The organism is Peribacillus sp. NPDC096447, assembly GCF_044762725.1.
In the GTDB taxonomy this organism is placed as follows: Bacteria; Bacillota; Bacilli; order Bacillales; family DSM-1321; genus Peribacillus.
In genome coordinates this window covers 195,262-217,555 of record NZ_JBIWEV010000001.1, presented here as the reverse complement: position 1 = coordinate 217,555, position 22,294 = coordinate 195,262, and the positions used below count along the sequence as shown (strand labels likewise).

Annotated in this window: 24 protein-coding genes; 23 read left to right on the top strand and 1 reads right to left on the bottom strand. The window is 41.6% G+C overall.

The window, feature by feature from the left end; genetic code table 11:
• Positions 1 to 131: 131 nt before the first annotated feature.
• The 6 genes from ACIQZD_RS01060 to ACIQZD_RS01035 all read left to right on the top strand — a co-directional run bounded on the left by ACIQZD_RS01060 (position 132) and on the right by ACIQZD_RS01035 (position 4,578).
• Positions 132 to 638, top strand: a complete 507-nt coding sequence (locus ACIQZD_RS01060; RefSeq protein WP_057276295.1) for a Rieske (2Fe-2S) protein — start codon at positions 132 to 134, stop codon at positions 636 to 638.
• Between the two features lie 3 nt (positions 639 to 641).
• A complete protein-coding gene (gene qcrB, locus ACIQZD_RS01055) occupies positions 642 to 1,316 on the top strand; it encodes a menaquinol-cytochrome c reductase cytochrome b subunit (RefSeq protein ID WP_034307974.1) in 675 nt (224 codons plus the stop codon).
• A gap of 56 nt (positions 1,317 to 1,372) precedes the next feature.
• Positions 1,373 to 2,140, top strand: a complete 768-nt coding sequence (locus ACIQZD_RS01050; protein ID WP_137016001.1) for a menaquinol-cytochrome c reductase cytochrome b/c subunit — start codon at positions 1,373 to 1,375, stop codon at positions 2,138 to 2,140.
• Positions 2,141 to 2,317: 177 nt separating this feature from the next.
• Positions 2,318 to 2,914 (top strand): lipoprotein heptaprenylglyceryl N-acetyltransferase LhaT, encoded by a 597-nt coding sequence (gene lhaT, locus ACIQZD_RS01045; protein ID WP_402897397.1) that lies wholly within the window; start codon positions 2,318 to 2,320, stop codon positions 2,912 to 2,914.
• A 118-nt stretch (positions 2,915 to 3,032) separates the two neighbouring features.
• Positions 3,033 to 3,818, top strand: a complete 786-nt coding sequence (ypjB, locus tag ACIQZD_RS01040; RefSeq protein ID WP_402897395.1) for a sporulation protein YpjB — start codon at positions 3,033 to 3,035, stop codon at positions 3,816 to 3,818.
• A gap of 85 nt (positions 3,819 to 3,903) precedes the next feature.
• Positions 3,904 to 4,578, top strand: coding sequence for a zinc metallopeptidase (locus ACIQZD_RS01035; protein ID WP_402897393.1), 675 nt, complete (start codon positions 3,904 to 3,906; stop codon positions 4,576 to 4,578).
• A gap of 107 nt (positions 4,579 to 4,685) precedes the next feature.
• Here the strand turns inward: ACIQZD_RS01035 and ACIQZD_RS01030 are convergent, their stop codons facing one another.
• Positions 4,686 to 5,558: a YitT family protein gene (locus ACIQZD_RS01030; protein ID WP_402897391.1), complete on the bottom strand. Its 873-nt coding sequence runs from the start codon at positions 5,556 to 5,558 to the stop codon at positions 4,686 to 4,688.
• Between the two features lie 166 nt (positions 5,559 to 5,724).
• On the opposite strand from ACIQZD_RS01030, the gene ACIQZD_RS01025 reads away from it, so the two are divergent.
• From ACIQZD_RS01025 to hpaE, 17 genes are all read left to right on the top strand, one after another.
• The gene (locus ACIQZD_RS01025; protein WP_076366321.1) at positions 5,725 to 6,084 is read left to right on the top strand and encodes a nucleotide pyrophosphohydrolase; all 360 of its coding nucleotides are present in this window, start codon (positions 5,725 to 5,727) and stop codon (positions 6,082 to 6,084) included.
• Positions 6,077 to 6,877, top strand: coding sequence for a 4-hydroxy-tetrahydrodipicolinate reductase (gene dapB, locus ACIQZD_RS01020; RefSeq protein ID WP_137015994.1), 801 nt, complete (start codon positions 6,077 to 6,079; stop codon positions 6,875 to 6,877). Before ACIQZD_RS01025 ends, dapB begins: the two co-directional genes overlap by 8 nt.
• Before the next feature lie 18 nt (positions 6,878 to 6,895).
• Entirely contained in the window at positions 6,896 to 7,321 is a 426-nt protein-coding gene (locus ACIQZD_RS01015; protein ID WP_101222403.1) for a methylglyoxal synthase, read from the top strand.
• A complete protein-coding gene (bshB1, locus tag ACIQZD_RS01010; protein ID WP_402897388.1) occupies positions 7,305 to 8,018 on the top strand; it encodes a bacillithiol biosynthesis deacetylase BshB1 in 714 nt (237 codons plus the stop codon). Before ACIQZD_RS01015 ends, bshB1 begins: the two co-directional genes overlap by 17 nt.
• Positions 8,019 to 8,022: 4 nt before the next feature.
• Complete coding sequence (gene bshA, locus ACIQZD_RS01005; RefSeq protein ID WP_137015988.1) at positions 8,023 to 9,162, top strand: N-acetyl-alpha-D-glucosaminyl L-malate synthase BshA; 1,140 nt, start codon at positions 8,023 to 8,025, stop codon at positions 9,160 to 9,162.
• Positions 9,163 to 9,175: 13 nt separating this feature from the next.
• A complete protein-coding gene (locus ACIQZD_RS01000) occupies positions 9,176 to 10,360 on the top strand; it encodes a CCA tRNA nucleotidyltransferase (RefSeq protein WP_402897385.1) in 1,185 nt (394 codons plus the stop codon).
• Positions 10,345 to 11,325 (top strand): biotin--[acetyl-CoA-carboxylase] ligase, encoded by a 981-nt coding sequence (locus ACIQZD_RS00995; RefSeq protein ID WP_402897382.1) that lies wholly within the window; start codon positions 10,345 to 10,347, stop codon positions 11,323 to 11,325. The genes ACIQZD_RS01000 and ACIQZD_RS00995 overlap by 16 nt, the downstream gene beginning before the upstream one ends.
• A gap of 342 nt (positions 11,326 to 11,667) precedes the next feature.
• Positions 11,668 to 12,504 carry a 3-methyl-2-oxobutanoate hydroxymethyltransferase gene (gene panB, locus ACIQZD_RS00990; RefSeq protein ID WP_137015982.1) on the top strand — a complete coding sequence of 279 codons (837 nt, stop codon included), beginning with the start codon at positions 11,668 to 11,670 and terminating at the stop codon, positions 12,502 to 12,504.
• Complete coding sequence (panC, locus tag ACIQZD_RS00985) at positions 12,501 to 13,349, top strand: pantoate--beta-alanine ligase (RefSeq protein ID WP_402897378.1); 849 nt, start codon at positions 12,501 to 12,503, stop codon at positions 13,347 to 13,349. The genes panB and panC overlap by 4 nt, the downstream gene beginning before the upstream one ends.
• Positions 13,350 to 13,374: 25 nt before the next feature.
• On the top strand, positions 13,375 to 13,758 hold the full coding sequence (gene panD, locus ACIQZD_RS00980) for an aspartate 1-decarboxylase (protein ID WP_054400285.1): 384 nt from the start codon (positions 13,375 to 13,377) through the stop codon (positions 13,756 to 13,758).
• Between the two features lie 161 nt (positions 13,759 to 13,919).
• Complete coding sequence (gene dinG / locus ACIQZD_RS00975; protein WP_402897376.1) at positions 13,920 to 16,700, top strand: ATP-dependent DNA helicase DinG; 2,781 nt, start codon at positions 13,920 to 13,922, stop codon at positions 16,698 to 16,700.
• Positions 16,701 to 16,856: 156 nt separating this feature from the next.
• Positions 16,857 to 17,027, top strand: a complete 171-nt coding sequence (locus ACIQZD_RS00970; RefSeq protein WP_064505144.1) for a YpmA family protein — start codon at positions 16,857 to 16,859, stop codon at positions 17,025 to 17,027.
• A gap of 18 nt (positions 17,028 to 17,045) precedes the next feature.
• Positions 17,046 to 17,522, top strand: coding sequence for a cell wall elongation regulator TseB-like domain-containing protein (locus ACIQZD_RS00965; protein ID WP_402897374.1), 477 nt, complete (start codon positions 17,046 to 17,048; stop codon positions 17,520 to 17,522).
• A 19-nt stretch (positions 17,523 to 17,541) separates the two neighbouring features.
• Positions 17,542 to 18,726 (top strand): pyridoxal phosphate-dependent aminotransferase, encoded by a 1,185-nt coding sequence (locus ACIQZD_RS00960; protein WP_402897372.1) that lies wholly within the window; start codon positions 17,542 to 17,544, stop codon positions 18,724 to 18,726.
• 245 nt (positions 18,727 to 18,971) lie between these two features.
• Positions 18,972 to 19,649, top strand: a complete 678-nt coding sequence (locus ACIQZD_RS00955; protein ID WP_230176940.1) for a GntR family transcriptional regulator — start codon at positions 18,972 to 18,974, stop codon at positions 19,647 to 19,649.
• A gap of 108 nt (positions 19,650 to 19,757) precedes the next feature.
• The gene (gene hpaI, locus ACIQZD_RS00950; protein ID WP_402897369.1) at positions 19,758 to 20,675 is read left to right on the top strand and encodes a 2,4-dihydroxyhept-2-ene-1,7-dioic acid aldolase; all 918 of its coding nucleotides are present in this window, start codon (positions 19,758 to 19,760) and stop codon (positions 20,673 to 20,675) included.
• Positions 20,676 to 20,754: 79 nt separating this feature from the next.
• The gene (hpaE, locus tag ACIQZD_RS00945; protein WP_402897367.1) at positions 20,755 to 22,269 is read left to right on the top strand and encodes a 5-carboxymethyl-2-hydroxymuconate semialdehyde dehydrogenase; all 1,515 of its coding nucleotides are present in this window, start codon (positions 20,755 to 20,757) and stop codon (positions 22,267 to 22,269) included.
• Positions 22,270 to 22,294: the final 25 nt, after the last annotated feature.

Here is a 22,294-nt window from a genome sequence, read left to right as displayed (position 1 = left end):
CCACCTTTTGGGTTTTACAAATATTGACCTTGGTAAATTATTGAGATATCATGGAAATGTCCTAGTTTTATAGTGTCGCTATTTATTGGTCCTTTGGGCTCTCAGTATAGTAATAGAGGGGGGGAAAACGCATGAGCAAGCATAATGTTTCACGACGTCAATTCCTTAATTACACACTTACTGGCGTTGGTGGATTTATGGCGGCCGGTATGTTGATGCCTATGGTTAGGTTTGCAATTGATCCTGTATTATCAGCAGATAAAGGCGGGGATTACGTTGCAACTAAACAGAAGGTAGGTGAACTGACTACCGAACCAACCCGTGTCGACTTTAGTTTTAAACAGGTCGATGGGTGGTATGAGTCTGAAGAAACAAATACAGCTTGGGTTTACAAAACGGATGATGGTAAGATCGTTGCTTTATCTCCAATCTGTAAACATTTAGGCTGTACGGTAGGCTGGAATACGGATAAGACTAATCCGAATCAATTTTTCTGTCCTTGCCATTATGGCAGGTATACGAAAGATGGGGTGAATGTGAAAGGGACACCGCCGGTTTCACCATTGGATGTCTTTGACACGAAAGAAAAAGATGGAATACTTTATTTGGGTCAACTAAAACCGCATGGGGAGGCGTAAACATTGCTAACAAAGTTATATGACTGGGTGGACGAGCGTTTAGATATTACGCCGTTATGGCGGGATATTGCTGACCATGAGGTTCCTGAACATGTTAACCCCGCACATCATTTTTCTGCATTCGTATATTGTTTTGGTGGGTTAACTTTCTTTATTACGGTCATCCAAATCTTGTCAGGCATGTTCTTGACGATGTACTATGTCCCAGACATTAAAAACGCTTGGGAATCTGTTTATTATTTACAAAATGAAGTTGCCTTCGGTCAAATTGTCCGTGGTATGCATCACTGGGGAGCAAGTCTAGTTATAGTTATGATGTTTTTACATACTCTTCGTGTCTTCTTCCAGGGAGCTTACAAAAAACCGCGTGAATTGAACTGGATGGTCGGCGTATTGATTTTCTTCATCATGCTGGCATTAGGCTTGACTGGTTATTTATTGCCATGGGATATGAAAGCGCTATTCGCAACGAAAGTTACTTTGACAATTGTCGAATCGGTACCGTTAATGGGACCGGCACTCAAGACATTGATAGCAGGAGATCCAACGATCGTTGGAGCACAGACATTGACACGATTCTTTGCAATTCATGTATTCTTCCTGCCTGCAGCATTATTTGCTTTACTAGCGGCTCATTTCCTGATGATCCGAAAACAAGGTATTTCAGGTCCACTTTAAAAGAATGGTGAACCAAGAACCAAAAAAACCTTTTCATAAAGGAGGGGAATTGTTCAATGCATCGTGGGAAAGGTATGAAATTCGTAGGTGACTCGCGTATCTCCGCGGACCGTAAACCGAATATTCCGAAAGATTATTCAGAATATCCTGGGAAAACTGAAGCATTTTGGCCTAATTTCCTTTTAAAAGAATGGATGGTAGGAGCTGTATTTCTCGTAGGCTATCTATGCCTGACAATCGCACATCCGTCACCATTGGAAAGGATAGCAGATCCTACAGATACAGCGTATATTCCGCTGCCAGACTGGTATTTCCTATTCCTTTACCAATTACTTAAGTATACCTATGCTTCAGGCCCTTATAATGCAATCGGGGCTTTAGTAATACCTGGTTTGGCTTTTGGAGCTTTGCTCTTGGCGCCTTTTTTAGATCGTGGTCCAGAGCGGAGCCCGGCAAAACGTCCTTTTGCTGTAGGTTTCATGCTCTTGGCAATTGCTGGCGTTTTCTATTTAACATGGGAGTCTGCAGCCCACCACGATTGGGAAGCTTCCAAGAAACAAGGAGCGATCGTGGAAGGTGCAGACATTGATAAAGAGAGCGATGGGTATAAACTGATGGATTCCAGTGGCTGTATTAGCTGTCACGGGGCAGAGTTAACTGGTGGAGCAGGAGCGCCAAGCTTAATTGACACTGGCTTGAGCCCAGAAGAAATCTCTAAAATCGCAGTCAAAGGCCAGGGCGCTATGCCAGCTGGCATGTTCAAAGGTACAGATGAAGAATTGGCAACATTAGCTGAATTTGTATCTGGTTTATCGGCAAAATAAAATAGCCATCCACAGCATTTTCCTTCATATGCTGCAAATGAAGCTGACGACTACGGTTGTCGGCTTTTTTATTGGTAAATTGAAGCGTAAATGAGAAGAAATTGAAATGAATGCTTGGTTTTCTGGTTAATGGCCTGTAAAATGAGTATACTTGAGAATGTTAGTGAGGGTAAAAGAATGAATGTTATCTACAGTTGGCTTGCAAATCGGCAAATGCTCGTTTTGTTATTAATGATAAATATATTCGGAACTGCCTATGGATATTATTGGTATGGCAGTCAATTGGAAAACACTCCTGCGATTTTTTTGGCATTTGTACCGGACAGTCCGACAGCTAGCCTGTTTTTTGTTTTTGTTTTATTGGGGTTCCTATTAAGAAGGAATTTCGGACTTATTGAAGCGTTGGCGATAATGACACTATTCAAATATGGCATATGGGCAGTTGTAATGAATTTGATGACCTTCGTGACAACAGGTTCACTGCCTTGGGAAGGTTATATGTTAATGGCTTCTCATTTGGGGATGGCGATTCAAGGGGTATTATATGCACCATTTTATCGAATAAAACCTTGGCACTTGATAGCGGCAGGGATTTGGACCATACATAATGACATAATCGACTATGTTTTTGAAATGATGCCAATATACCGTGATTTATTGGTGTATATGGACTCTATAGGTTATTTCACTTTTTGGCTCAGCATACTTTCCATTTTTGTCGGCTGGTTCTTTGGATATAGAAAAAAACGGTTCACCCTGTCCTTCATCTCTTAAAAATCAACACTAAATACAGCTTTGTAAAAGCAGGGTTAACTTTTTTATGTTGAACGAGGTCTACTCATGTTTTTTCTTTCATATCGTTTTAGTAGAGATATGAGGAGGGACGAGTAGCATGTTGAAAAAATTCATATTAACCATTGCTGTTTTATTTGTCGTCTTACATTTCCCTGTCTATGCAGAATCCTCTTCAAGTTTGGAGCAATTAGATGACATTTCCGATAGAGCCTTGGAAATGACCAAGTTGAAGCGATATGGAGATTCGGAAAAGATGCTGACGTTTTTTTCTGACCGGTTTTTAAAAGATACAGCGAAAGAGCAGATCCTTGACATGGACGAACTTCGAATTATCACTGTAGCTCATAATGAGGCGTTGATGACAATAAAGGATATGAACAAGGGAGATTCCGAAAAGGTTAATTCTGTTACAAAGTTCCGGCTTGTTGTTGATGCGGTCAAGTCTACTCATCAGCCACTTTGGACAGAGATGGAGGATCAAATGATGAGTTCTTTCCAGCAGACAAAGAATGCCGCCATCAAACAAGACACAATTACATTCAATAGCCAATTGAACTTATTCCTATCACAATATGAAATGATATATCCAAGCTTGAAAGTCGACCTTTCCAAAGAAACGATGCAGCAATTGGACACGAGGATTCAATATATCAATCAATACCGCCCGGAGGTAATCAGTGATGGAGATAATCAAGAGGAACTGGATGCGCTGCAAAACGAACTAACCTCCATTTTTGATGATATGGGGGAAGATGATGCAGATCCTTCCCTTTGGTGGGTCATCATTTCGACAGGCTCAATCATTATCATGACGCTTTCTTATGTAGGCTGGAGAAAATATAAAGGTGATAGGGAAAAACCAAGGAAAGAGCATAATGATTAAAAAGACACGGGTAGAGAACACTATATTTGACAGGGTTGCCTTCAATCCATAGAATTAAGGGTAATAAGAGTTATAGGAGGATACCATGTATTTCATTTATTTGGCGATTATCATTTTAATCCCGATTTATGCACAAATGAAAGTGAAAAGCACGTATAAAAAATATTCAAAGGTATCGGCCTCTTCCGGAATGAATGGTGCTGAGACGGCTCGTGCCATTTTGGATCAAAATGGACTGTTCAATGTCAGGGTCGAAGAGACACCTGGAATGCTTTCGGACCATTATGACCCAAGGGATAAAACGGTGCGTTTATCAACGGATAACTATCACGGCCATTCAGTTGCCGGCATAGCTGTTGCAGCCCATGAAGTTGGACATGCGATTCAAGATAAAGAAGCATATGCATTCTTGCGTTTCCGCCATGCATTAGTACCGGTAGCTAATTTTGGCTCTAACATATCTTGGATTTTGATTTTAATCGGGATGCTAGCTTCACTTCCTAATTTGCTTTTGGCGGGTATCGTATTTATGGCAGCCGCTGTATTGTTCCAAGTGATAACACTGCCGGTTGAATTCAATGCTTCTTCTAGGGCTATGGATCAACTCGTTTCCGCTGGGGTCATCCGGAATGATGAAGAACGGGAAACGAAAAAAGTATTAAGTGCTGCTGCGATGACTTATGTTGCTGCCGCTCTTGTAGCCGTACTGGAATTAGTTCGTCTTCTGCTTATGTATACAGGAATGAGAGAAGAAGATTAATTTGAAAAAAGGACTCCATCTTGGGATGGGGTCCTTTTCATTTTAAAGAGTTTTTGCTTCACATTACTAATAAAATGCAGTTAGACAGGGCAACATTAATCAATGGATTACCTTTCAATGGGATTCTTGTTCTCATCAAGGGTAAAGCCCTCACCCAATACATCATGAACTTCACTTACTGATACAAATGCATGAGGGTCCACCGATGTTATGGCATTTTTTAAGCGGACTAACTCATTTTTCCCGACAACACAATAGAGTACTTCCCGATCATTGCGTGTAAAGGATCCATATCCCCTTAATACAGTTACGCCCCGCTCCATGTCATTCATGATTTTTTCTGCAATTTCCATGTTTTTATCACTAATGATCATTGCACCTCTAGCAGCATAGGCTCCTTCTTGCATAAAGTCGATTACTCTAGCACCAATAAAAACGGCAACGAGGGTATACATCGCTTCACGGTAATCCAGGTAGGTAAGGATGGACAGGCCAATGACGACGGCATCAAAGATGAACATCGTCCGCCCCATGCCCACTCCTAAGTAACGGTGGGCAAAACGGGCAATGATATCCACTCCGCCTGTTGTTCCGCCGTAACGAAAGATGATGCCCAGCCCGACACCAACAGATACCCCGGCAAACAATGCCACCAGCATCAAATCGTTTCCGAGATCGATTTCGATTTCGTATCTCTCGAAAACCCATAGCCAAACGGAGAGGCCAACCGTTCCGATAATCGTATAAAAGAAAGATGTGCGCCCTAGATATTTCCACCCTATTAAAAATAAGGGAATATTCAAAATCAAATTAGAATAAGAAGGATTTATCCCGATAAGTTGATATATAATCAATGTGAGACCGGTGAATCCGCCTTCGGCCAAGTTGTTCTGCATGTTAAAATGCACGAGGCCAAAAGCGAAGATTCCAGCCCCAAAAAGGATGAAGATGATATTTTTCAATTTTAAGCCCAAAAGCATGTCCCATACCTCCAAAGGTTTACATTTCATTAATTTACTTATTATAACTAATTAGCCAACTATGGGCAATTTTGATTCGCGAACGTATCTGTTGTCATCTGTTACACTTTTAGCTAACATGGAGAAGGTATGATGTTTGAAAACGAAATCAAGAATGGGTGACTATATGGAAAAGCATAAGACGATCCAACAAATGCAAGCGGAAGTCGACCAATACATAGGACAATTTAAAGAAGGATATTTCAGCCCTCTGGCCATGCTGGCCCGTATGTCCGAAGAACTTGGGGAGTTGGCTAGGGAAGTCAATCATTACCATGGTGAAAAACCAAAGAAGGCAACAGAAGAAGAGAATACGATTGAAGCGGAATTGGGGGACATGCTTTTTGTGTTGATTTGTTTTGCCAATTCTTTAGGGATTGACCTTCAAAACTCGCATGATTTGGTCATGGAAAAGTTCACAACCCGTGATAAAGATAGATGGACAAGAAAAGAAGAAAAAATGGAGGAGGAAGGTAAAGATGAGTAAAGTTAAAGTGATTGTGGCTGGTCCACGTGGCAGAATGGGAAATGAAGCGGTGAAGCTTGTACATAGGACAGAAGGGTTTGAATTGGCAGCGGTCATAGATCGCAAGCATAACGGGGAAAGTCTCTCCGCAATAGAAGGTTTTCACGGTATTGAAGCACCGGTTTTTTCGGATATAAATGAATGCTTTTCTTCCGTAAAAGCGGACGTATTGATCGATTTGACCACACCGGAAGTGGGGATGCTTCATACCGAAACGGCACTTAATCATGGCATCCGCCCTGTAGTGGGAACGACTGGTTTTACTAAGGAAGATTTAGCGAAGCTGGATTCATTGACAAAAGAAAAGGGCATTGGTTGCATCATTGCGCCAAACTTTGCAATTGGAGCCATTTTGATGATGAAGTTTTCCCAAATGGCCGCAAAGTACTTCCCGGATGTGGAAATCATAGAAATGCACCATGATCAAAAACTGGATGCACCTTCTGGAACTGCTTCCAAAACGGCAGACATGATTGCAGCAGTCCGTGAAACGAAACAACAGGGGCACCCTAATGAAAAAGAAACCATCCAGGGGGCAAGAGGCGCAAATGTAGATGGCATGCATATCCACAGTGTCCGGCTACCTGGATTGGTTGCCCATCAACAGGTGCTTTTCGGAAGTGATGGAGAGTTATTGACGGTTCGGCATGATTCCTTTAATCGAGCTTCCTTCATGTCAGGAGTCAAACTTGCTGTCGATACCGTCATGAAATTGGATGTTCTTGTATACGGCCTGGAAAATATTATTGAATAGGGATCAGGAGGATTTACGATGAAAATTGCCTTAATTGCCCATGATATGAAAAAAGAAGATATCATTCAATTTGTAACAGCCTATAAAGATGTATTTGAGCAGCATGAATTATATGCTACAGGAACGACCGGGAAAAGAATCATGGAAGAAGTATCGCTGCCTGTCCATCGTTTTCATTCAGGACCTCTTGGCGGGGATCAGGAAATAGGTGCAATGATTGCGCGCGGAGAAATGGACATGGTCCTATTTTTCCGCGATCCATTGACATCACAGCCACATGAACCTGATGTATCGGCGCTTATACGCCTATCAGATGTTTATGAAATTCCCTTGGCTACAAATATGGGCACGGCAGAAGTGCTGATACAAGGTTTGAAGCATGGGTATATGGACTGGCTAAAACTACGGAAAAAACAAGGTGAGATAAATGATAAGCAAAAGTAACATAGATATTCTGGCTTTTGGCGCACATGCGGATGATGTTGAAATCGGTATGGGTGGCACGATCGCCAAATATGCGCAACAAGGCAGGGAAATTGTCATTTGTGATTTGACAAAAGCTGAAATGTCTTCCAACGGAACCGTTCCATTGCGTCAGGAGGAAGCACATAAGGCTGCTGAAATCCTTGGGGTGAAGAGGATTTCCCTTGATTTACCCGACCGGGGCCTATACATGAAAGCGGAATACATAAATCAAATCATTACGGTCATTCGCCAATATAAGCCTGCACTTGTATTTGCACCATTTTTGGAAGATCGCCATCCCGATCATGGTAACTGTGCCAAATTAGTGGAGGAAGCAGTTTTTTCGGCAGGAGTAAGAAAGTATATGGAAGAAGCAGGCATGGATTCTCATCGTGTCCAAAATATGTACTATTATATGATCAATGGGTTTCACAAACCGGACTTCGTCGTGGACATCAGTTCCACCATATCGAAAAAGCTGGATAGCCTTAGGGCATATCGCAGCCAATTCGAAGAAAGTCAAGTATCTGTAGAAACACCGCTGGTTAATGGCTATATCGAGACTGTCGAGGCACGGGAGCGGATGTTCGGCAAAGAAGTGGGTGTCGCCTATGCGGAGGGATTCATGACTAAAAAACCGTTACTGATCGATGCCGACTTGTTAGGAGAAAAATAATCTTATGAAATTAAAAATTGGAATTACCTGTTACCCTACAGTTGGGGGGTCTGGTGTCGTAGCAACTGAATTAGGCAAGATGCTTGCAGAAAAAGGACATGAAATACATTTCATTTCTTCAAGCCTCCCTTTTCGCTTGAATAAGATGTACTGTAATATTTTTTATCACCAAGTTGAAGTGAACTCGTATTCAGTCTTTCAATATCCTCCATATGACCTGGCGCTTGCGAGCAAGATAGCGGATGTCGTAAAACGGGAGAAATTAGATATTCTCCACGTTCATTATGCAATTCCCCATGCTGTTTGTGCAATCCTTGCAAAGCAGATGTCAGGTAATGAAGTAAAGATCGTAACTACACTCCATGGTACGGACATAACCGTATTGGGCCATGATCCCTCATTGACCAATTTGATAAAATTCGGGATAGAGCAATCGGATGTCGTTACAGGAGTATCGAATTCCCTTGTTCAGCAGACGCACGAATTAATCGCACCGGATAAGGAAATCAAAACCGTTTATAATTTTATTGATGAAAGAGATTACCATAAATCCAATTCCGATTACCTTAAGGATGAATACGGAATCAGTGAAGATGAAAAAGTGATCATACATGTTTCGAATTTCCGTTCGGTCAAGCGAGTGAAAGACGTCATCCAAGCGTTTTATCTAACTCAAAAGAAAATGCCTGCAAAGCTTCTCCTCGTAGGGGACGGGCCGGAAGTGACAACCGTTTTGAAATTGGCTAATGATCTTGGAATCGATGATTCGGTCTTGTTTCTTGGTAAGCAGGATAACCTTGCCGAATTATATTCAATCAGTGATTTGATATTCCTGTTATCGGAAAAAGAGAGTTTCGGACTTGTGCTGCTCGAGGCGATGGCATGTGGAGTTCCTTGTATAGGGACAAATATCGGGGGAATTCCTGAAGTCATCGTTGACGGGGAGACTGGTTATATTTGTGAATTGGGAGATGTCAAAATGGTTGCTGAAAAAGCGATTGGACTTTTAAGCGACCCGGTTTTACATAAACGCTTTTCTGAAGCTGCGCTGGAGAGGGCCAATACTGAATTTCACAGTGATACGATTATGGCTGAGTATGAAGCCATCTACATTCAAGCACTTGAAGGTAAATCCATGGAATAGGGAGGGGATGCCGATGGATCGGTTATTCTTAAAATCAATACCCATTCTGGAATTGATTGAAGAAGCAGGATACGAGGCTTATTTCGTTGGCGGCTCTGTAAGGGATTATATCCTTGGCAGGCCCATCAACGATGTGGACATCGCCACTTCCGCAACACCCCAGGAGATCAAAAGGATTTTTCCTAATACGGCTGATATCGGGATTGACCACGGAACAGTGCTCGTCATTAAGGATACGGGTACATACGAAATTACGACGTTTAGAACGGAAAGCGGGTATTCGGACTTTCGCAGACCCGATGCTGTACAATTTGTCCGTTCTTTGATGGAGGATTTGCAAAGAAGAGATTTTACGATGAATGCAATGGCAATGGATAAGACCGGTAAGATCATCGATCCATTTAATGGTAAGCGAGATTTGGCTGAAAAAAGGATCATCACGGTTGGCAACCCGCATGAAAGGTTTCATGAGGATGCATTGAGAATGATGCGTGCATTAAGATTCGTCAGTCAACTTGATTTTGAACTGGATCAAGAAACCTTTGATTCCCTTAAAGAAAACGCCCAGATCATCAGTGAAATTGCTGTCGAAAGAATCCTGGTTGAATTTGAGAAACTATTGGCAGGATCTAATAAGATAAGGGCTTTTTCACTCTTGCTGGAAAGCGGTTTATATCAATACCTGCCTCTATTCTCCAGTAAAAAGGATCATTTAATGGAATTACTGAACCTGCCGCTTCATCAGCTAAAAGCGGCAGAAATATGGTCTATAATCATGGTTCACACAAAGGATCAGGAAATGGAAGAGGCTTTGAGGGAATGGAAGCTGCCATTGAAAACTATAAGAAACGTTCAACGTACGATACAGCTAGTGAAGAAGGAAGATCCATCAGCCATCGATGTATTTCAGGCAGGTCATGACGTGACTGTACAAGCTGCAAAAGTCAGGGCGGCGCTGACTGGCGGTAATGTATCGGATGCGGAGGAGAATGCACATCAAAGCTATAATGGACTTATTATTAAACAAATGTCGGATCTTGCCGTTACAGGGACGGATTTATTGAATTGGCAACAAGAAAAGCCAGGTCCTTGGGTCAAGGAATACTTGGAAAAAATATTGAAAGCTGTCTTGAATGAAGAATTAAGAAATGATAAAGAAGAAATAAAGAGGTGGCTGGTGAAATGCAATCTGAGTTAAGAACAAAGCTGATGGAAGCCCTCTCAAAAGCGGATGGTGCGTTTATATCCGGTCAGGAAATTGCTGAATACATAGGCTGTTCGCGCACAGCTGTCTGGAAGCATATAGAAGACCTGCGCAGTGAAGGGTATAATGTTGAAGCCGTAAGGAAAAAAGGCTACCGGATCATTTCAGCGCCGGAAAAAGTGTCCGAGAGCGAAATACAGCTTGGCTTGGAAACAAAAACGATCGGCAAGATGATCCACTATCAGGAAACTGTAGAATCCACGCAAAAAATTGCGCATCAACTCGCAAATGAAGGCGTTCAGGAGGGGACCCTCGTCGTTGCCGAGGAGCAGATATCCGGAAAAGGAAGGCTAATGAGATCTTGGCATTCCCCAAAATTCAGCGGCATATGGATGAGCCTCATCCTAAGACCGAAAATCCCGATTCATGAGGCTCCACAGCTTACATTATTGGCCGCGGTCGCTGTTGCTCAGGCTATAGAGGATATCACTGATTTGAAGCCGCAAATAAAGTGGCCGAATGATATTTTGGTGAATCGCAAGAAAGTGGTGGGCATCCTTACGGAGATGCAGGCGGAATCAGATAGGATCCATTCTGTCATTATCGGAATTGGAATGAATATCAATCAGCAATTGGAGGATTTTCCTGAAGATCTGCAGGAAAAAGCGTCTTCCCTTCTCATAGAAAGTGGAGGGACGGTTTCAAGGTCCAAGGTCATTCAACGCGCATTGTTTCGTCTGGAAAATTTGTACGAACTCTATTTAGATCAAGGCTTTATGCCAATAAAGGATTTATGGGAGAGTTATGCGATCAGTCTTGGACAGGTAATCAAAGCCAGTACCGTTAATGACACGATTGTCGGAAAAGCATTGGGCATAACGGATTCAGGCGTTTTACTTCTTGAAGACGGCAAAGGAACCGTACATTCGATATATTCTGCAGATATTGAAATTCAGTAGATTTTTGTCAAATTCGTGAAAATTAAATAGAAAATTTCAATTTGCCTTGTTATAATGCAAGTGGGCAGTATCTCATGTGAACTGCACCCCCATAAATACCAAATTATTTGAAAATCTGCCTTGATCCAGAGTACTGGACTGGGACGGAGGGATGAAACTTCTGATGAAACAAAGGGATTGACTAAAAAGATAAGTGCTGTTTATTGATCGATATGTGGCTTTTTTAGCCATTTTTCGTAGCAAAACAGATACTTTTTTAGTCAGTCCTTTTTTTGCGCATGAATGTATAGACACCAGTTTTCGCTGATGTTTTCATCTCCTCCATCAAAAGGAGGAAACGTAATGAAATTGTCCGGAGATTTTTTGAAAATGAAACAAAATCAAGAGAAAATTGTCATGCTGACGGCTTATGATTACCCGTCAGCAAAGTTAGCCGAACAATCAGGTGTAGACATGATTTTAGTCGGAGATTCTTTAGGAATGGTCGTATTGGGATATGAGTCAACGATTCCAGTTACGGTGAATGACATGATCCATCATACAAAGGCAGTAAAACGCGGGGCACCAAATACATTTGTCGTGACGGATATGCCATTTATGAGCTATCACCTATCTATGGATGAAACACTCAAGAATGCAGCCCGGATCATGCAGGAAGGTCATGCGGATGCCGTAAAGCTTGAGGGAGCGGATGATGTTGTTGAAAAAATATCAGCATTGACCAAGGCGGGCATCCCGGTTGTAGCCCATCTTGGCTTGACTCCTCAATCAGTCGGCGTTCTGGGCGGATATAAAGTGCAAGGAAAAGATGCCGAAAGTGCAGCACAGCTCTTGGAAGATGCGAGAAAGTGTGAAGCTGCGGGGGCGATGGCAGTAGTCTTAGAATGTGTTCCATATCAAGTGGGGGAACTCGTCACACGGAACCTTGACATACCAACCATTGGAATTGGGGCAGGTGCTGAAACGGATGGTCAAGTCCTCGTTTACCATGATGTCATCAAGTATGGGGTAGACCGGCTGGCGAAATTCGTAAAAGTTTATGGAGATGCAAATGAACTGATTGGCCAATCGATTACAAGCTTCGTGAATGAAGTGAAATCTAAAGTTTTTCCGTCGGAGAAACATACATTCACGATGAAGGAAGAGCAGCTTTCTGAACTTTACGGAGGGAAAAGATGAAAACATTTACATCAGCAGCTGATTTGCAATCGGCACTTAGAGAGGAAAAAAACAATAACAAAAGCATTGGCTATGTAGCGACAATGGGGTTTTTACATGAGGGGCATGCAACCCTTTTGGAAAAGGCGCGCAAAGAAAATGACATTGTGGTATTGAGTATTTTTGTCAATCCGACGCAATTTGGACCCAATGAGGATTTTGAAACATATCCGAGGGATTTGGAACGGGATGAAAAAGTCGCAGCCAATGGCGGAGTTGATTATCTCTTCTATCCAACAGTCCACGAAATGTACGGTGAAGAACCATCTGTAAAAGTTGTTGTCCAAAGCAGGACGGATGTTTTATGCGGCAGACAAAGGCCTGGACACTTTGATGGTGTTGCGACAGTCTTAACGAAATTCTTCAATATCATCCTTCCTGATAGAGCTTACTTTGGTAAGAAGGATGCCCAGCAAGTCGCCGTGATAGATGGACTGATCAAAGACTTTAATTTCCCTATCCAGCTTATTGCTGTAGATACCGTACGTGAAGAAGATGGGTTAGCGAAAAGCTCGCGCAATGTGAACCTATCAGATCAGGAGCGCTTGGAGGCTAAAGAGCTGTACCAAAGTTTAATGAAAGCCAAAGAGGCGGTTGAATCAGGTGAAAGAAATGCAGCAAACGTCACGGCTCTAGTAAGTGAACATATTGGTGCCCACACAAGTGGAGTGGTCGACTATATTGAAGTCTATCAATACCCGGAACTTAAACCGCTTGAATCGCTGGCTGGAAACATCATCATTGCAATGGCTGTAAAGTTCAAGCATGCAAGACTAATTGATAATATCACTTTATTTGTAGAATAATTCATGAAGATCAGGGGGAATTGAGATGTTTCGAACGATGATGAATGGAAAAATCCACCGTGCAAGGGTAACTGAGGCTAATTTGAACTATGTAGGCAGCATTACGATTGATGAAGACATAATTGATGCGGTTGGTATTCTGCCTAATGAAAAAGTCGCCATCGTGAATAATAATAATGGTGCACGACTTGAAACGTATGTGATTGCAGGTGAACGGGGCAGCGGTGTCGTGTGTTTGAACGGAGCGGCGGCAAGACTGGTGCAGCCGGATGATATCGTGATAATCATTTCTTATGTGATGGTTTCAGAGGATAAACTTGGGGATCATAAACCAAAAGTTGCTATCATGGATGAAAATAACAAAATCATTGATCTGATTTCAAACGAACCTGCAGCTACAATCATGTAAGCGGAGGGCCGGCACAATATGCATGGATCATGCATACAGGTGCCGGCCCTTTTCGTCGGTTGATGAACCGCTTGTTTCCTTTATTACGATTATTATGGTATAAAAAAGATAAGAGAATTCCATCAGGAAGTGGAGAAAGTGAAGTTTGAGGTGTACAATTCATGATGCAACGATATGTAGTGGTCGATTTGGAAACAACAGGGAATTCTCCGAAAAAAGGGGATAGGATTATTCAATTTGCTGGCGTGGTCATCGAAAATGACCAAATTGTGGATGAATACTCGACATTTATCCACCCTGGACAGGAAATTTCCTTGTTTATTGAAGAATTGACCGGAATAAGCAACGAGACGGTAAAAAATGCACCTGACTTTGAAGATGTTGCAGAAAATATTGCCCGGCTTATAGAAGGGGCTTGTTTTGTTGCCCATAATGTTTTATTTGATTTATCTTTTCTACAGGAAGAACTAGTACGATGCGGGTTTGAGCCGTTTTATGGTTCCACCCTTGATACTGTGGAGTTAGCGAAAATATTAAAACCAACATCCGATGGATATAAGCTGCACCAGCTGGCTAAAGAAGAAAACCTAGATCATTCCAGGCCCCATCAAGCGGATAGTGATGCATATGCGACCGCTTTATTATTGTTGGAATTGAAAAAAAAGCTGATGAATCTTCCAGTGATGACACTTAAACAGTTATATCGATTATCATATTCCTTACAAAGTGAGATTTCCGAATTGATAGATGCTTGCATTGCAAGCAAACTTGCTAAAGCAGAAGTCCATTCACCTGATCTTATCACTTATAGGGGCCTTGCATTTAAAAAGGCCGAAGACGAAAGTGATCAAAAAGACACGGGGGCGGAATTCCCGCTCGATGATGAGAAAAAAATAGCCATGCTTCAAAGTGCATACCCTGCCTTTGAAGCAAGAAGCGGACAACTTGATATGATGAACATGATTCACCATTCCTTCGAATCCAGCCAAGATGCAATCATTGAAGCTGGGACAGGAATTGGGAAATCCATAGGCTATCTGCTTCCGGCCGTCTATTTTTCAAAAAAACATCATAAACCTGTCGTCGTTTCGACATACACGCTTCAGCTACAGGATCAACTACTCCAAAACGAGGTTCCCAAGCTTAAAAAAATACTTCCCTTTACCTTTCAAGCTGTTTTGCTAAAGGGGAGAAGTAATTATTTGAGCTTGGCAAAGTTCGAAAGGGCATTGCGTGAGAAGGAAGATAATTATGAAACGGCATTAACGAAAATGCAGATATTGGTTTGGCTTACCGAAACCGTAACAGGCGATAAAGATGAATTGAATCTTACAAGCGGCGGTCAGCTATTTTGGAACAGGCTTCAAAGTGATGGTCTTACATACGCCGGGTTAAAACAGCCCTGGCTTGAATTGGATTTTTTTGAACGGGCAAAAAGAACAGCTGCCAAGGCGGATATCATCATTACTAACCATTCATTTTTAATGACGGATCTGCTTACAGATGATGCCTTGATTCCAAAAAAAGGGTATTTGATTCTCGATGAAGCACACCATTTGGAACAGGCAGCATCTAAACAGCTTGGGAGCAGGCTTAATTACATTTCGGTAAAGACCGTTTTGAACAGACTAGGGACCTCAGATCAAAAGCAATTATTATATAAATTGGACAGGATGCTCTTAAATAATGGACTGACGCATGGGAAGTCCACACATGAATTAGATCAAAAGCTTAGTGATTTTTCCTATGAATTCGAACAGCTTTTTTATTACATTTCCAATCAGGCGGAAAAACTTTCACGTTCCATGAGTCCGAAACGGCTTTCATTCAAAATAGATGATGGAAGATGGGGTAAAGCGATTCTGGTCGCTGAGAGATTGGTTGATTTATTAGGATACATCATCACGGAGTTAGAGAAAAGATTGGCTCTTTTATTGAATAATGAGTCCCCCTTAGGAAAAAATTCATTATTTCACTTGAATGATATCGAGGTGCTGCTTGGACATTTACAGGATACCAGGCACTCCTTGCATGAGTTTTTCATCAAGCCGCATGAAGAAAATATTTATTGGCTTGATTATACGAATGCAGCACCCCAGCATGGGGTGACATTGACGGTTCAGCCGATTGCAGGAAGTAAACGGCTATGGGATTCCTATTTCGGACGCCAAAAAAGTGTGGTCATGACATCGGCAACCCTCGTGGTGAAGGATTCTTTTAAATATTTTAAAGAACAACTCGGTTTAGAGAATGAACCAATGCAGACAGCAAGTTTTCCTTCACCCTTTCCTTATAAGGAACTCGTAAAGGTACTGGTTCCAAATGATCTACCGGATATCAATTGCTTATCGGTGGAGGAATTCTCCGAAACCGCGGCAAACCATATTATTGCTGCCGCTCAAGCAGCGAAAGGGAGGATGATGGTCTTATTCACCTCGCATGAAATGCTGCGGGCGACCTATCATTCCATCAAAGACAGTGGGGTCCTGGATGAGTTCACCCTGTTTGCACAAGGGATTTCTGGCGGAAGCCGGATGAGGCTGCTCAGGAATTTCCAAAACTTCGAGAAAGCCGTCCTGTTTGGGACAACCAGCCTATGGGAAGGCGTCGATATCCCAGGCGAGGATTTATCTTGTTTAATCATTGTCAGGCTGCCATTTTCGCCGCCGGATGAACCAGTGACAGCTGCAAAATGTCAACTTCTCGAGAAGCAAGGGCGTAATCCTTTCTCTGCGTATTCTTTACCTGAAGCCCTGTTAAGGTTCCGGCAAGGATTCGGCAGGCTTATACGCACGCCAGAAGATAAAGGGATTTTGGTTATTCTTGATCGCCGCATCATCACTGCCAAATACGGCCCTGAATTTCAAAAGGCCATTCCGGAAGTGGACTGGCACCAAGCCTCAATAACAGAAATGGCTGAAATGATAGAGAAATGGATTTAAAGAATCTTTAGATTTTTCATTAATCTAAAATGAATTTTTATGAATTTATAAAGAAAAATAACCTTTGAACTGGTATAATGTGATAGGTGGTAAAGCCTTCAAATCCTATTCATACCAGTGGTTGTTGACAATTTATTAAAATGGAGGGGCGTTTTCATGGAAAGTAAAATCGAAGTAATTTCAACAGTCAGGTTGCAACATTCTCCTGATCTGTATAAAATTGTGGATTCCTTGAACCGAACATTGAAAAAAGATGATTTAATGTTCGGTTTGGCATTGGATTCCGAAGATCAAGAAAAAGCGATATTTACAATTTATCGTACATAGAAAGAGGGAAAAGCAGCTTTGAAAAAATGGTTGATTATTGCTTCTATCCTGGTCCTTTGTTTTATCGGATTTGTCAGCGGGGCATATATTAAAGCGATGCAGCCTAAAAAAGAGGCTGGTAATGAGGCTTTTAAAAAGGCGAAGGAAGAGGGCGGCCTTGTGACCATGGAAGAATTCTACCTTTATAATGGGCAGGATTCATACTCCGTCATCATTGGTAAGGGAGAAAAAGGGACTAAAAAAATAGTCTGGCTTCCTGAGGACAAGAAGAAAGAAATAGTAGTGGAAAACTATAAAGATGGTAAATCAAAAAAAGAGATTTTAAACATTGTCAAAGAAAAGCTTAATCCCCAAAAAATCATTTCGGTTAAGCTAGGCATGGAAAAGAACGTTCCGCTTTGGGAAGTAACATATCTTGATGAATCCGAGCGTTTTAACTATGACTATTATGATTTTAAAACTGGGGAATGGCTAAAGTATTATCGAAGCATTTAGAATGGAGGATTAATTTAAAATGAAATTAGCGAACAGGGTTCAGTCATTAACGCCATCAACAACATTGGCCATTACGGCAAAAGCAAAGGAACTTAAGGCCCAAGGTCTGGATATAATTGGTTTGGGTGCTGGTGAACCAGATTATAATACGCCCCAACATATCATAGATGCAGCACTTCTGTCCATGAATGAAGGTCAAACTAAATACACGCCATCCGCTGGTCTGCCGAAGCTAAAAGAAGCAATTGCGGCTAAATTGAAGCGTGATCAAGGCTTGGAATACAAACCGTCTGAAATTTTGGTTGGCTCAGGTGCAAAGCACGTGCTTTACACATTGTTTCAAGCTATCCTGGATGAAGAAGATGAAGTCATTGTTCCGATACCATATTGGGTAAGCTATCCTGAGCAAATCAAGCTTGCTGACGGAAAGCCAGTTTATGTAGTCGGTACGGAAGAAAATCAATATAAAATCACTAAAGAACAATTAGAACAAGCAATTACCGAAAAAACGAAAGCGGTTATCATCAACTCGCCAAGCAATCCAACGGGCATGCTTTATTCCAGGGAAGAATTGGCGGCTATCGGGGAAGTTTGCCTGGCTCATGATATCTTGATCGTTTCCGACGAAATTTACGAAAAATTGGTTTATGGAAATGCTAAACATACATCCATTGCAGAGATTTCACCTGAATTGAAAAAGCAAACGATCATCATCAATGGTGTATCTAAATCGCATTCGATGACTGGCTGGAGAATTGGTTATGCAGTCGGTGAAGAGTCCGTCATTAAAGCAATGACGAACCTTGCCAGCCATAGCACATCAAATCCCACCACAACTGCTCAATATGGTGCGATTGCCGCTTATGAAGGTACACAAGAACCTGTTGAAGAAATGCGTCAGGCATTTGAAGGCCGTTTGAATAAGATATATGATAAATTGGTCGAAATTCCAGGCATTAGCTGCATTAAACCACAAGGGGCATTTTATTTATTCCCGAACGTTAAACGTGCAGTTGAATTAACAGGGTACAGCAATGTCGAAGATTTTACGACTGCGTTGCTGGAAGAAGCTCAAGTGGCTGTTATTCCAGGTTCAGGGTTCGGTGCACCTGATAACATCAGACTCTCTTATGCAACTTCACTGGAGCTGCTGGAAGCAGCAGTTGAAAGAATACATTCATTCGTTAAATCAAAAATGGCATAATTTTTTAATAACCTGCAGACTACCTGGCTATATCAGGGTCTGCAGGTTATTTTAGTTGAATTATATTTTAACTCACTTCACTATGGCAAAGGAAAAGGTGGATTACTGATCTCCCTTTTTATCAATGGAGTTTTTTATCCCATTAAGACCTGCAGAGAAACAGTACATAAAGAAAAATGAAAATCATATATGATTTTTAATAAAAATCGATTGCAATCATATATGATTTCATATATGATGAAAATATGGAAGAGAAAAACAAAATCCCCAGTAAAAAACAAATAGCTTATGAGCACCTTCGTAAATTAATTTTGGATGGAACATATGGTTCTGGACAGCGGATCATTATCGATCAAACGGCAAAAGAACTTAGTCTAAGTCCGATTCCTGTCAGGGAAGCGATCAGACAACTGGAATCCGACGGCCTTATTCAATATAAGCCTTATAGTGGAGCAGTGGTTACAAGCATTAATGAGAGCGAATACATTGAAACTCTATCTGTTTTATCTTTGCTTGAAGGATATGCAGCTGCCCTTAGTTCTTTAACGATGAAAGATGATGATTTTGAAAATCTGATTAATTTAAACAAAGAAATGGAAAAAGCACTCCATAACTTTGAATTAGAGCTGTTTGGTAAGCTAAACGAATGTTTCCATGAGGAAATTTATGAAAAGTGCGGAAATTCCTTTTTAAAGGAGGAAATTAAACAGGCGCAACAAAGAATGAATAGAGTCAGAAAGTCCATGTTCACCATGGTACCGCAACGCGCAGTCCAATCGATTCGCGAACATGAAAGCATCATAAAGCTTTTAAAGGAAAAAGCATCTTTTGAAGAAATTGAATCTCTGGTGAGAAAGCATAAACTGAATGCCATCAATACATTCAAGCAGAGGTCGGAAACTAATCACGATCAGGCACTTTGATGACCCAGGCCTTGTTTTATAATAGTCGATTGATTATTCATAAAAGCAAGGCCGATTTTTTCACTTTAATTATTCGAATATTCAAATAATGAAAGGGCGGTAGAAAAAATGTACGAGGAAATCAAAAGTCGTTTAAGAGGATCCATAGCTCCAATTATCACTCCGTTTGATGACAAGATGGAAGTGGATGTAAAGGCAATTGAAAATCTAGTAAACTGGCATATTGAAAGCGGTTCCCATGGAATCTCGGTATGCGGGACTACCGGTGAGCCGAGTTCTCTATCGATTGAGGAACGGGAATTAGTGATGGAAACGGCAATCAAAACAGCAAAAGCACGTGTTCCGGTTGCACCAGGTACTGGATCCGCCAATCAGAAAGAAACATTGCATTTGACTAAAAGGGCACAGGAAATGGGGGCTGATGCTGCTTTAGTCATCGTTCCTTATTACAATAAGCCGAATCAACAGGCACTTTACAATCACTTTAAGACGGTGGCCGATTCCGTTGATATCCCGCTTATCGTTTATAACATTCCCGGAAGAACGGCGACGAATTTGGAAGTGAAGACATTGGCACGCCTTGCTGAAGATTGTGAAAATATAATTGGCGTAAAGGAATCTAATAAAGATTTTGAACATGTGAACCGTGTCTTATTGAATTGCGGAAGGGATTTTCTCTTATATTCTGGCATCGAATTATTATGCTATCCGATGCTGGCTATTGGTGGGGCAGGACATATTAGTGCTACAGCTAATATCACTCCTAAAGAAGTGGCTGAAAATTATAATCATTGGGTGGAGGGTGATGTGGAAAAGGCACTTGACCTCCATTACAAATTAATGCCATTGAATGATGTTTTGTTTAAAGAAACCAATCCAGGACCATTAAAAGCTGCGATGGGGATGATGGGGAAAATCAATCCTGCACTAAGGCCGCCGATGGGACCTCCTTCGGAACCGTTGGAAAAAGAATTGCGTGAAACCCTTCAATCATACGGATTGATTGACCAAAAAATCCAGTCATAATTGCTAGATTGGGAAGATTGCACAAATCCAAACGATTATTGTCATCTTCCCGAATTAATTTTTAAAGGAGGATTTATTCATGCAAACTTTTCCGGTTCAAGATGTCAAGCATTACATCAATGGTCAATTTGTTGATGGAATCTCAGGAAAAACATTTGAAAATCTAAGCCCTTTTAATAATCAAGCAATCAATAATGTGGCAGAAGGATTTAAAGAGGATATTGATCAAGCGGTAGCTGCCGCAAGAGCTGCATTCGATAATGGTACATGGAGAACGATGAAAGTGGAAGAAAGATTGAAGTACATTAATAGGATTGCTGATTTAATTGAAGAGAATGCCGAAGAAATTTCCTTTTTGGAATCCCTTGATACAGGGTTGCCGATTAGCCAGACAAAAAAACAGGCGGCAAGGGGAGCGGAGAATTTTCGTTTTTATTCTGAAATGGTAAAAAGCAGGCTGATAGGAGAGTCGTATCAAGTGGATGACACTTTCATCAATTATACGATTCATAAACCGATAGGAGTGGCAGGATTAATCACTCCTTGGAATGCGCCTTTCATGTTAGAAACCTGGAAGATCGCCCCGGCTCTGGCTACAGGTAATACATGTGTCCTTAAACCGGCGGAGTGGTCTCCATTGACTGCCAATAAATTAGCACAAATCATTGACCAATCAGGTCTGCCAAAGGGCGTATTCAATATCGTTCACGGTTTTGGGGAGACAGCAGGGGCGTCCTTGGTTGCCCACCCAGAGGTCCAATTGATATCCTTTACCGGAGAAACGACAACTGGCGCTGAAATCATTAAAAATGGTGCTGATACGATGAAACGTTTTTCCATGGAACTCGGAGGTAAATCACCAGCCGTCATTTTTGAAGATGCCGATCTGGAAAAGGCCATGGATTCAGTGGTTTGGGGAATCTATTCATTCAATGGGGAGCGCTGCACAGCCAATTCCAGATTATTTATCCATGAATCGATAATAGACCAGTTCGTTGCAGAATTGAAGGAACGTGTTCATAATATCAAAATTGGAAACCCAATGGATCCAGAAACGGAAATCGGACCGCTGATCCATCGTAACCATTTTAATAATGTCTCCCGTTATCTGGATATAGCAAAAGATGAAGGGGCGGAAATTGTAAGCGGTGCGATACCAAGTGCGTTCAACGAAGGGAATTATATTGCCCCGACGCTTCTCTTGAACTGTACAAATGATATGAAGGTAGCACAAGAAGAGATTTTTGGACCAGTCATGGCAGTCATTCCTTTCAAGACTGAAGAGGAAGTATTGAGAATGGCTAATGATGTAAAGTATGGGCTTGCTGCTTATGTATGGACAAATGATATGAAACGGGGACATAGGTTTGCTCAAGCTGTCGATAGTGGGATGGTCTGGGTGAATTCCCAAAATGTAAGGGATTTGCGGATACCGTTTGGAGGTTCGAAATATAGTGGGGTAGGACGTGAAGGTGGCCATTATAGCTTTGAATTCTATACGGAAACACAAGTTATCCACGTAGCAATTGGAGAACATCACATTCCCAAATTTGGGGACGTAAAACGAAATGCGGTTTCTTCTGCTGAAAAATAATCCGGGTGTCATTAAGAAGGGGAGA

Bases quoted from the DNA above. Each gene is read 5' to 3' on its own strand.
- ACIQZD_RS01060 (WP_057276295.1), top strand. From the start codon at position 132: ATGAGCAAGCATAATGTTTCACGACGTCAATTCCTTAATTACACACTT.
- ACIQZD_RS01050 (WP_137016001.1), top strand. From the start codon at position 1,373: ATGCATCGTGGGAAAGGTATGAAATTCGTAGGTGACTCGCGTATCTCC.
- lhaT (WP_402897397.1), top strand. From the start codon at position 2,318: ATGAATGTTATCTACAGTTGGCTTGCAAATCGGCAAATGCTCGTTTTG.
- ypjB (WP_402897395.1), top strand. From the start codon at position 3,033: ATGTTGAAAAAATTCATATTAACCATTGCTGTTTTATTTGTCGTCTTA.
- ACIQZD_RS01035 (WP_402897393.1), top strand. From the start codon at position 3,904: ATGTATTTCATTTATTTGGCGATTATCATTTTAATCCCGATTTATGCA.
- ACIQZD_RS01030 (WP_402897391.1), bottom strand. From the start codon at position 5,558: ATGCTTTTGGGCTTAAAATTGAAAAATATCATCTTCATCCTTTTTGGG.
- ACIQZD_RS01025 (WP_076366321.1), top strand. From the start codon at position 5,725: ATGGAAAAGCATAAGACGATCCAACAAATGCAAGCGGAAGTCGACCAA.
- dapB (WP_137015994.1), top strand. From the start codon at position 6,077: ATGAGTAAAGTTAAAGTGATTGTGGCTGGTCCACGTGGCAGAATGGGA.
- ACIQZD_RS01015 (WP_101222403.1), top strand. From the start codon at position 6,896: ATGAAAATTGCCTTAATTGCCCATGATATGAAAAAAGAAGATATCATT.
- bshB1 (WP_402897388.1), top strand. From the start codon at position 7,305: ATGATAAGCAAAAGTAACATAGATATTCTGGCTTTTGGCGCACATGCG.
- bshA (WP_137015988.1), top strand. From the start codon at position 8,023: ATGAAATTAAAAATTGGAATTACCTGTTACCCTACAGTTGGGGGGTCT.
- ACIQZD_RS01000 (WP_402897385.1), top strand. From the start codon at position 9,176: ATGGATCGGTTATTCTTAAAATCAATACCCATTCTGGAATTGATTGAA.
- ACIQZD_RS00995 (WP_402897382.1), top strand. From the start codon at position 10,345: ATGCAATCTGAGTTAAGAACAAAGCTGATGGAAGCCCTCTCAAAAGCG.
- panB (WP_137015982.1), top strand. From the start codon at position 11,668: ATGAAATTGTCCGGAGATTTTTTGAAAATGAAACAAAATCAAGAGAAA.
- panC (WP_402897378.1), top strand. From the start codon at position 12,501: ATGAAAACATTTACATCAGCAGCTGATTTGCAATCGGCACTTAGAGAG.
- panD (WP_054400285.1), top strand. From the start codon at position 13,375: ATGTTTCGAACGATGATGAATGGAAAAATCCACCGTGCAAGGGTAACT.
- dinG (WP_402897376.1), top strand. From the start codon at position 13,920: ATGATGCAACGATATGTAGTGGTCGATTTGGAAACAACAGGGAATTCT.
- ACIQZD_RS00970 (WP_064505144.1), top strand. From the start codon at position 16,857: ATGGAAAGTAAAATCGAAGTAATTTCAACAGTCAGGTTGCAACATTCT.
- ACIQZD_RS00960 (WP_402897372.1), top strand. From the start codon at position 17,542: ATGAAATTAGCGAACAGGGTTCAGTCATTAACGCCATCAACAACATTG.
- ACIQZD_RS00955 (WP_230176940.1), top strand. From the start codon at position 18,972: ATGGAAGAGAAAAACAAAATCCCCAGTAAAAAACAAATAGCTTATGAG.
- hpaI (WP_402897369.1), top strand. From the start codon at position 19,758: ATGTACGAGGAAATCAAAAGTCGTTTAAGAGGATCCATAGCTCCAATT.
- hpaE (WP_402897367.1), top strand. From the start codon at position 20,755: ATGCAAACTTTTCCGGTTCAAGATGTCAAGCATTACATCAATGGTCAA.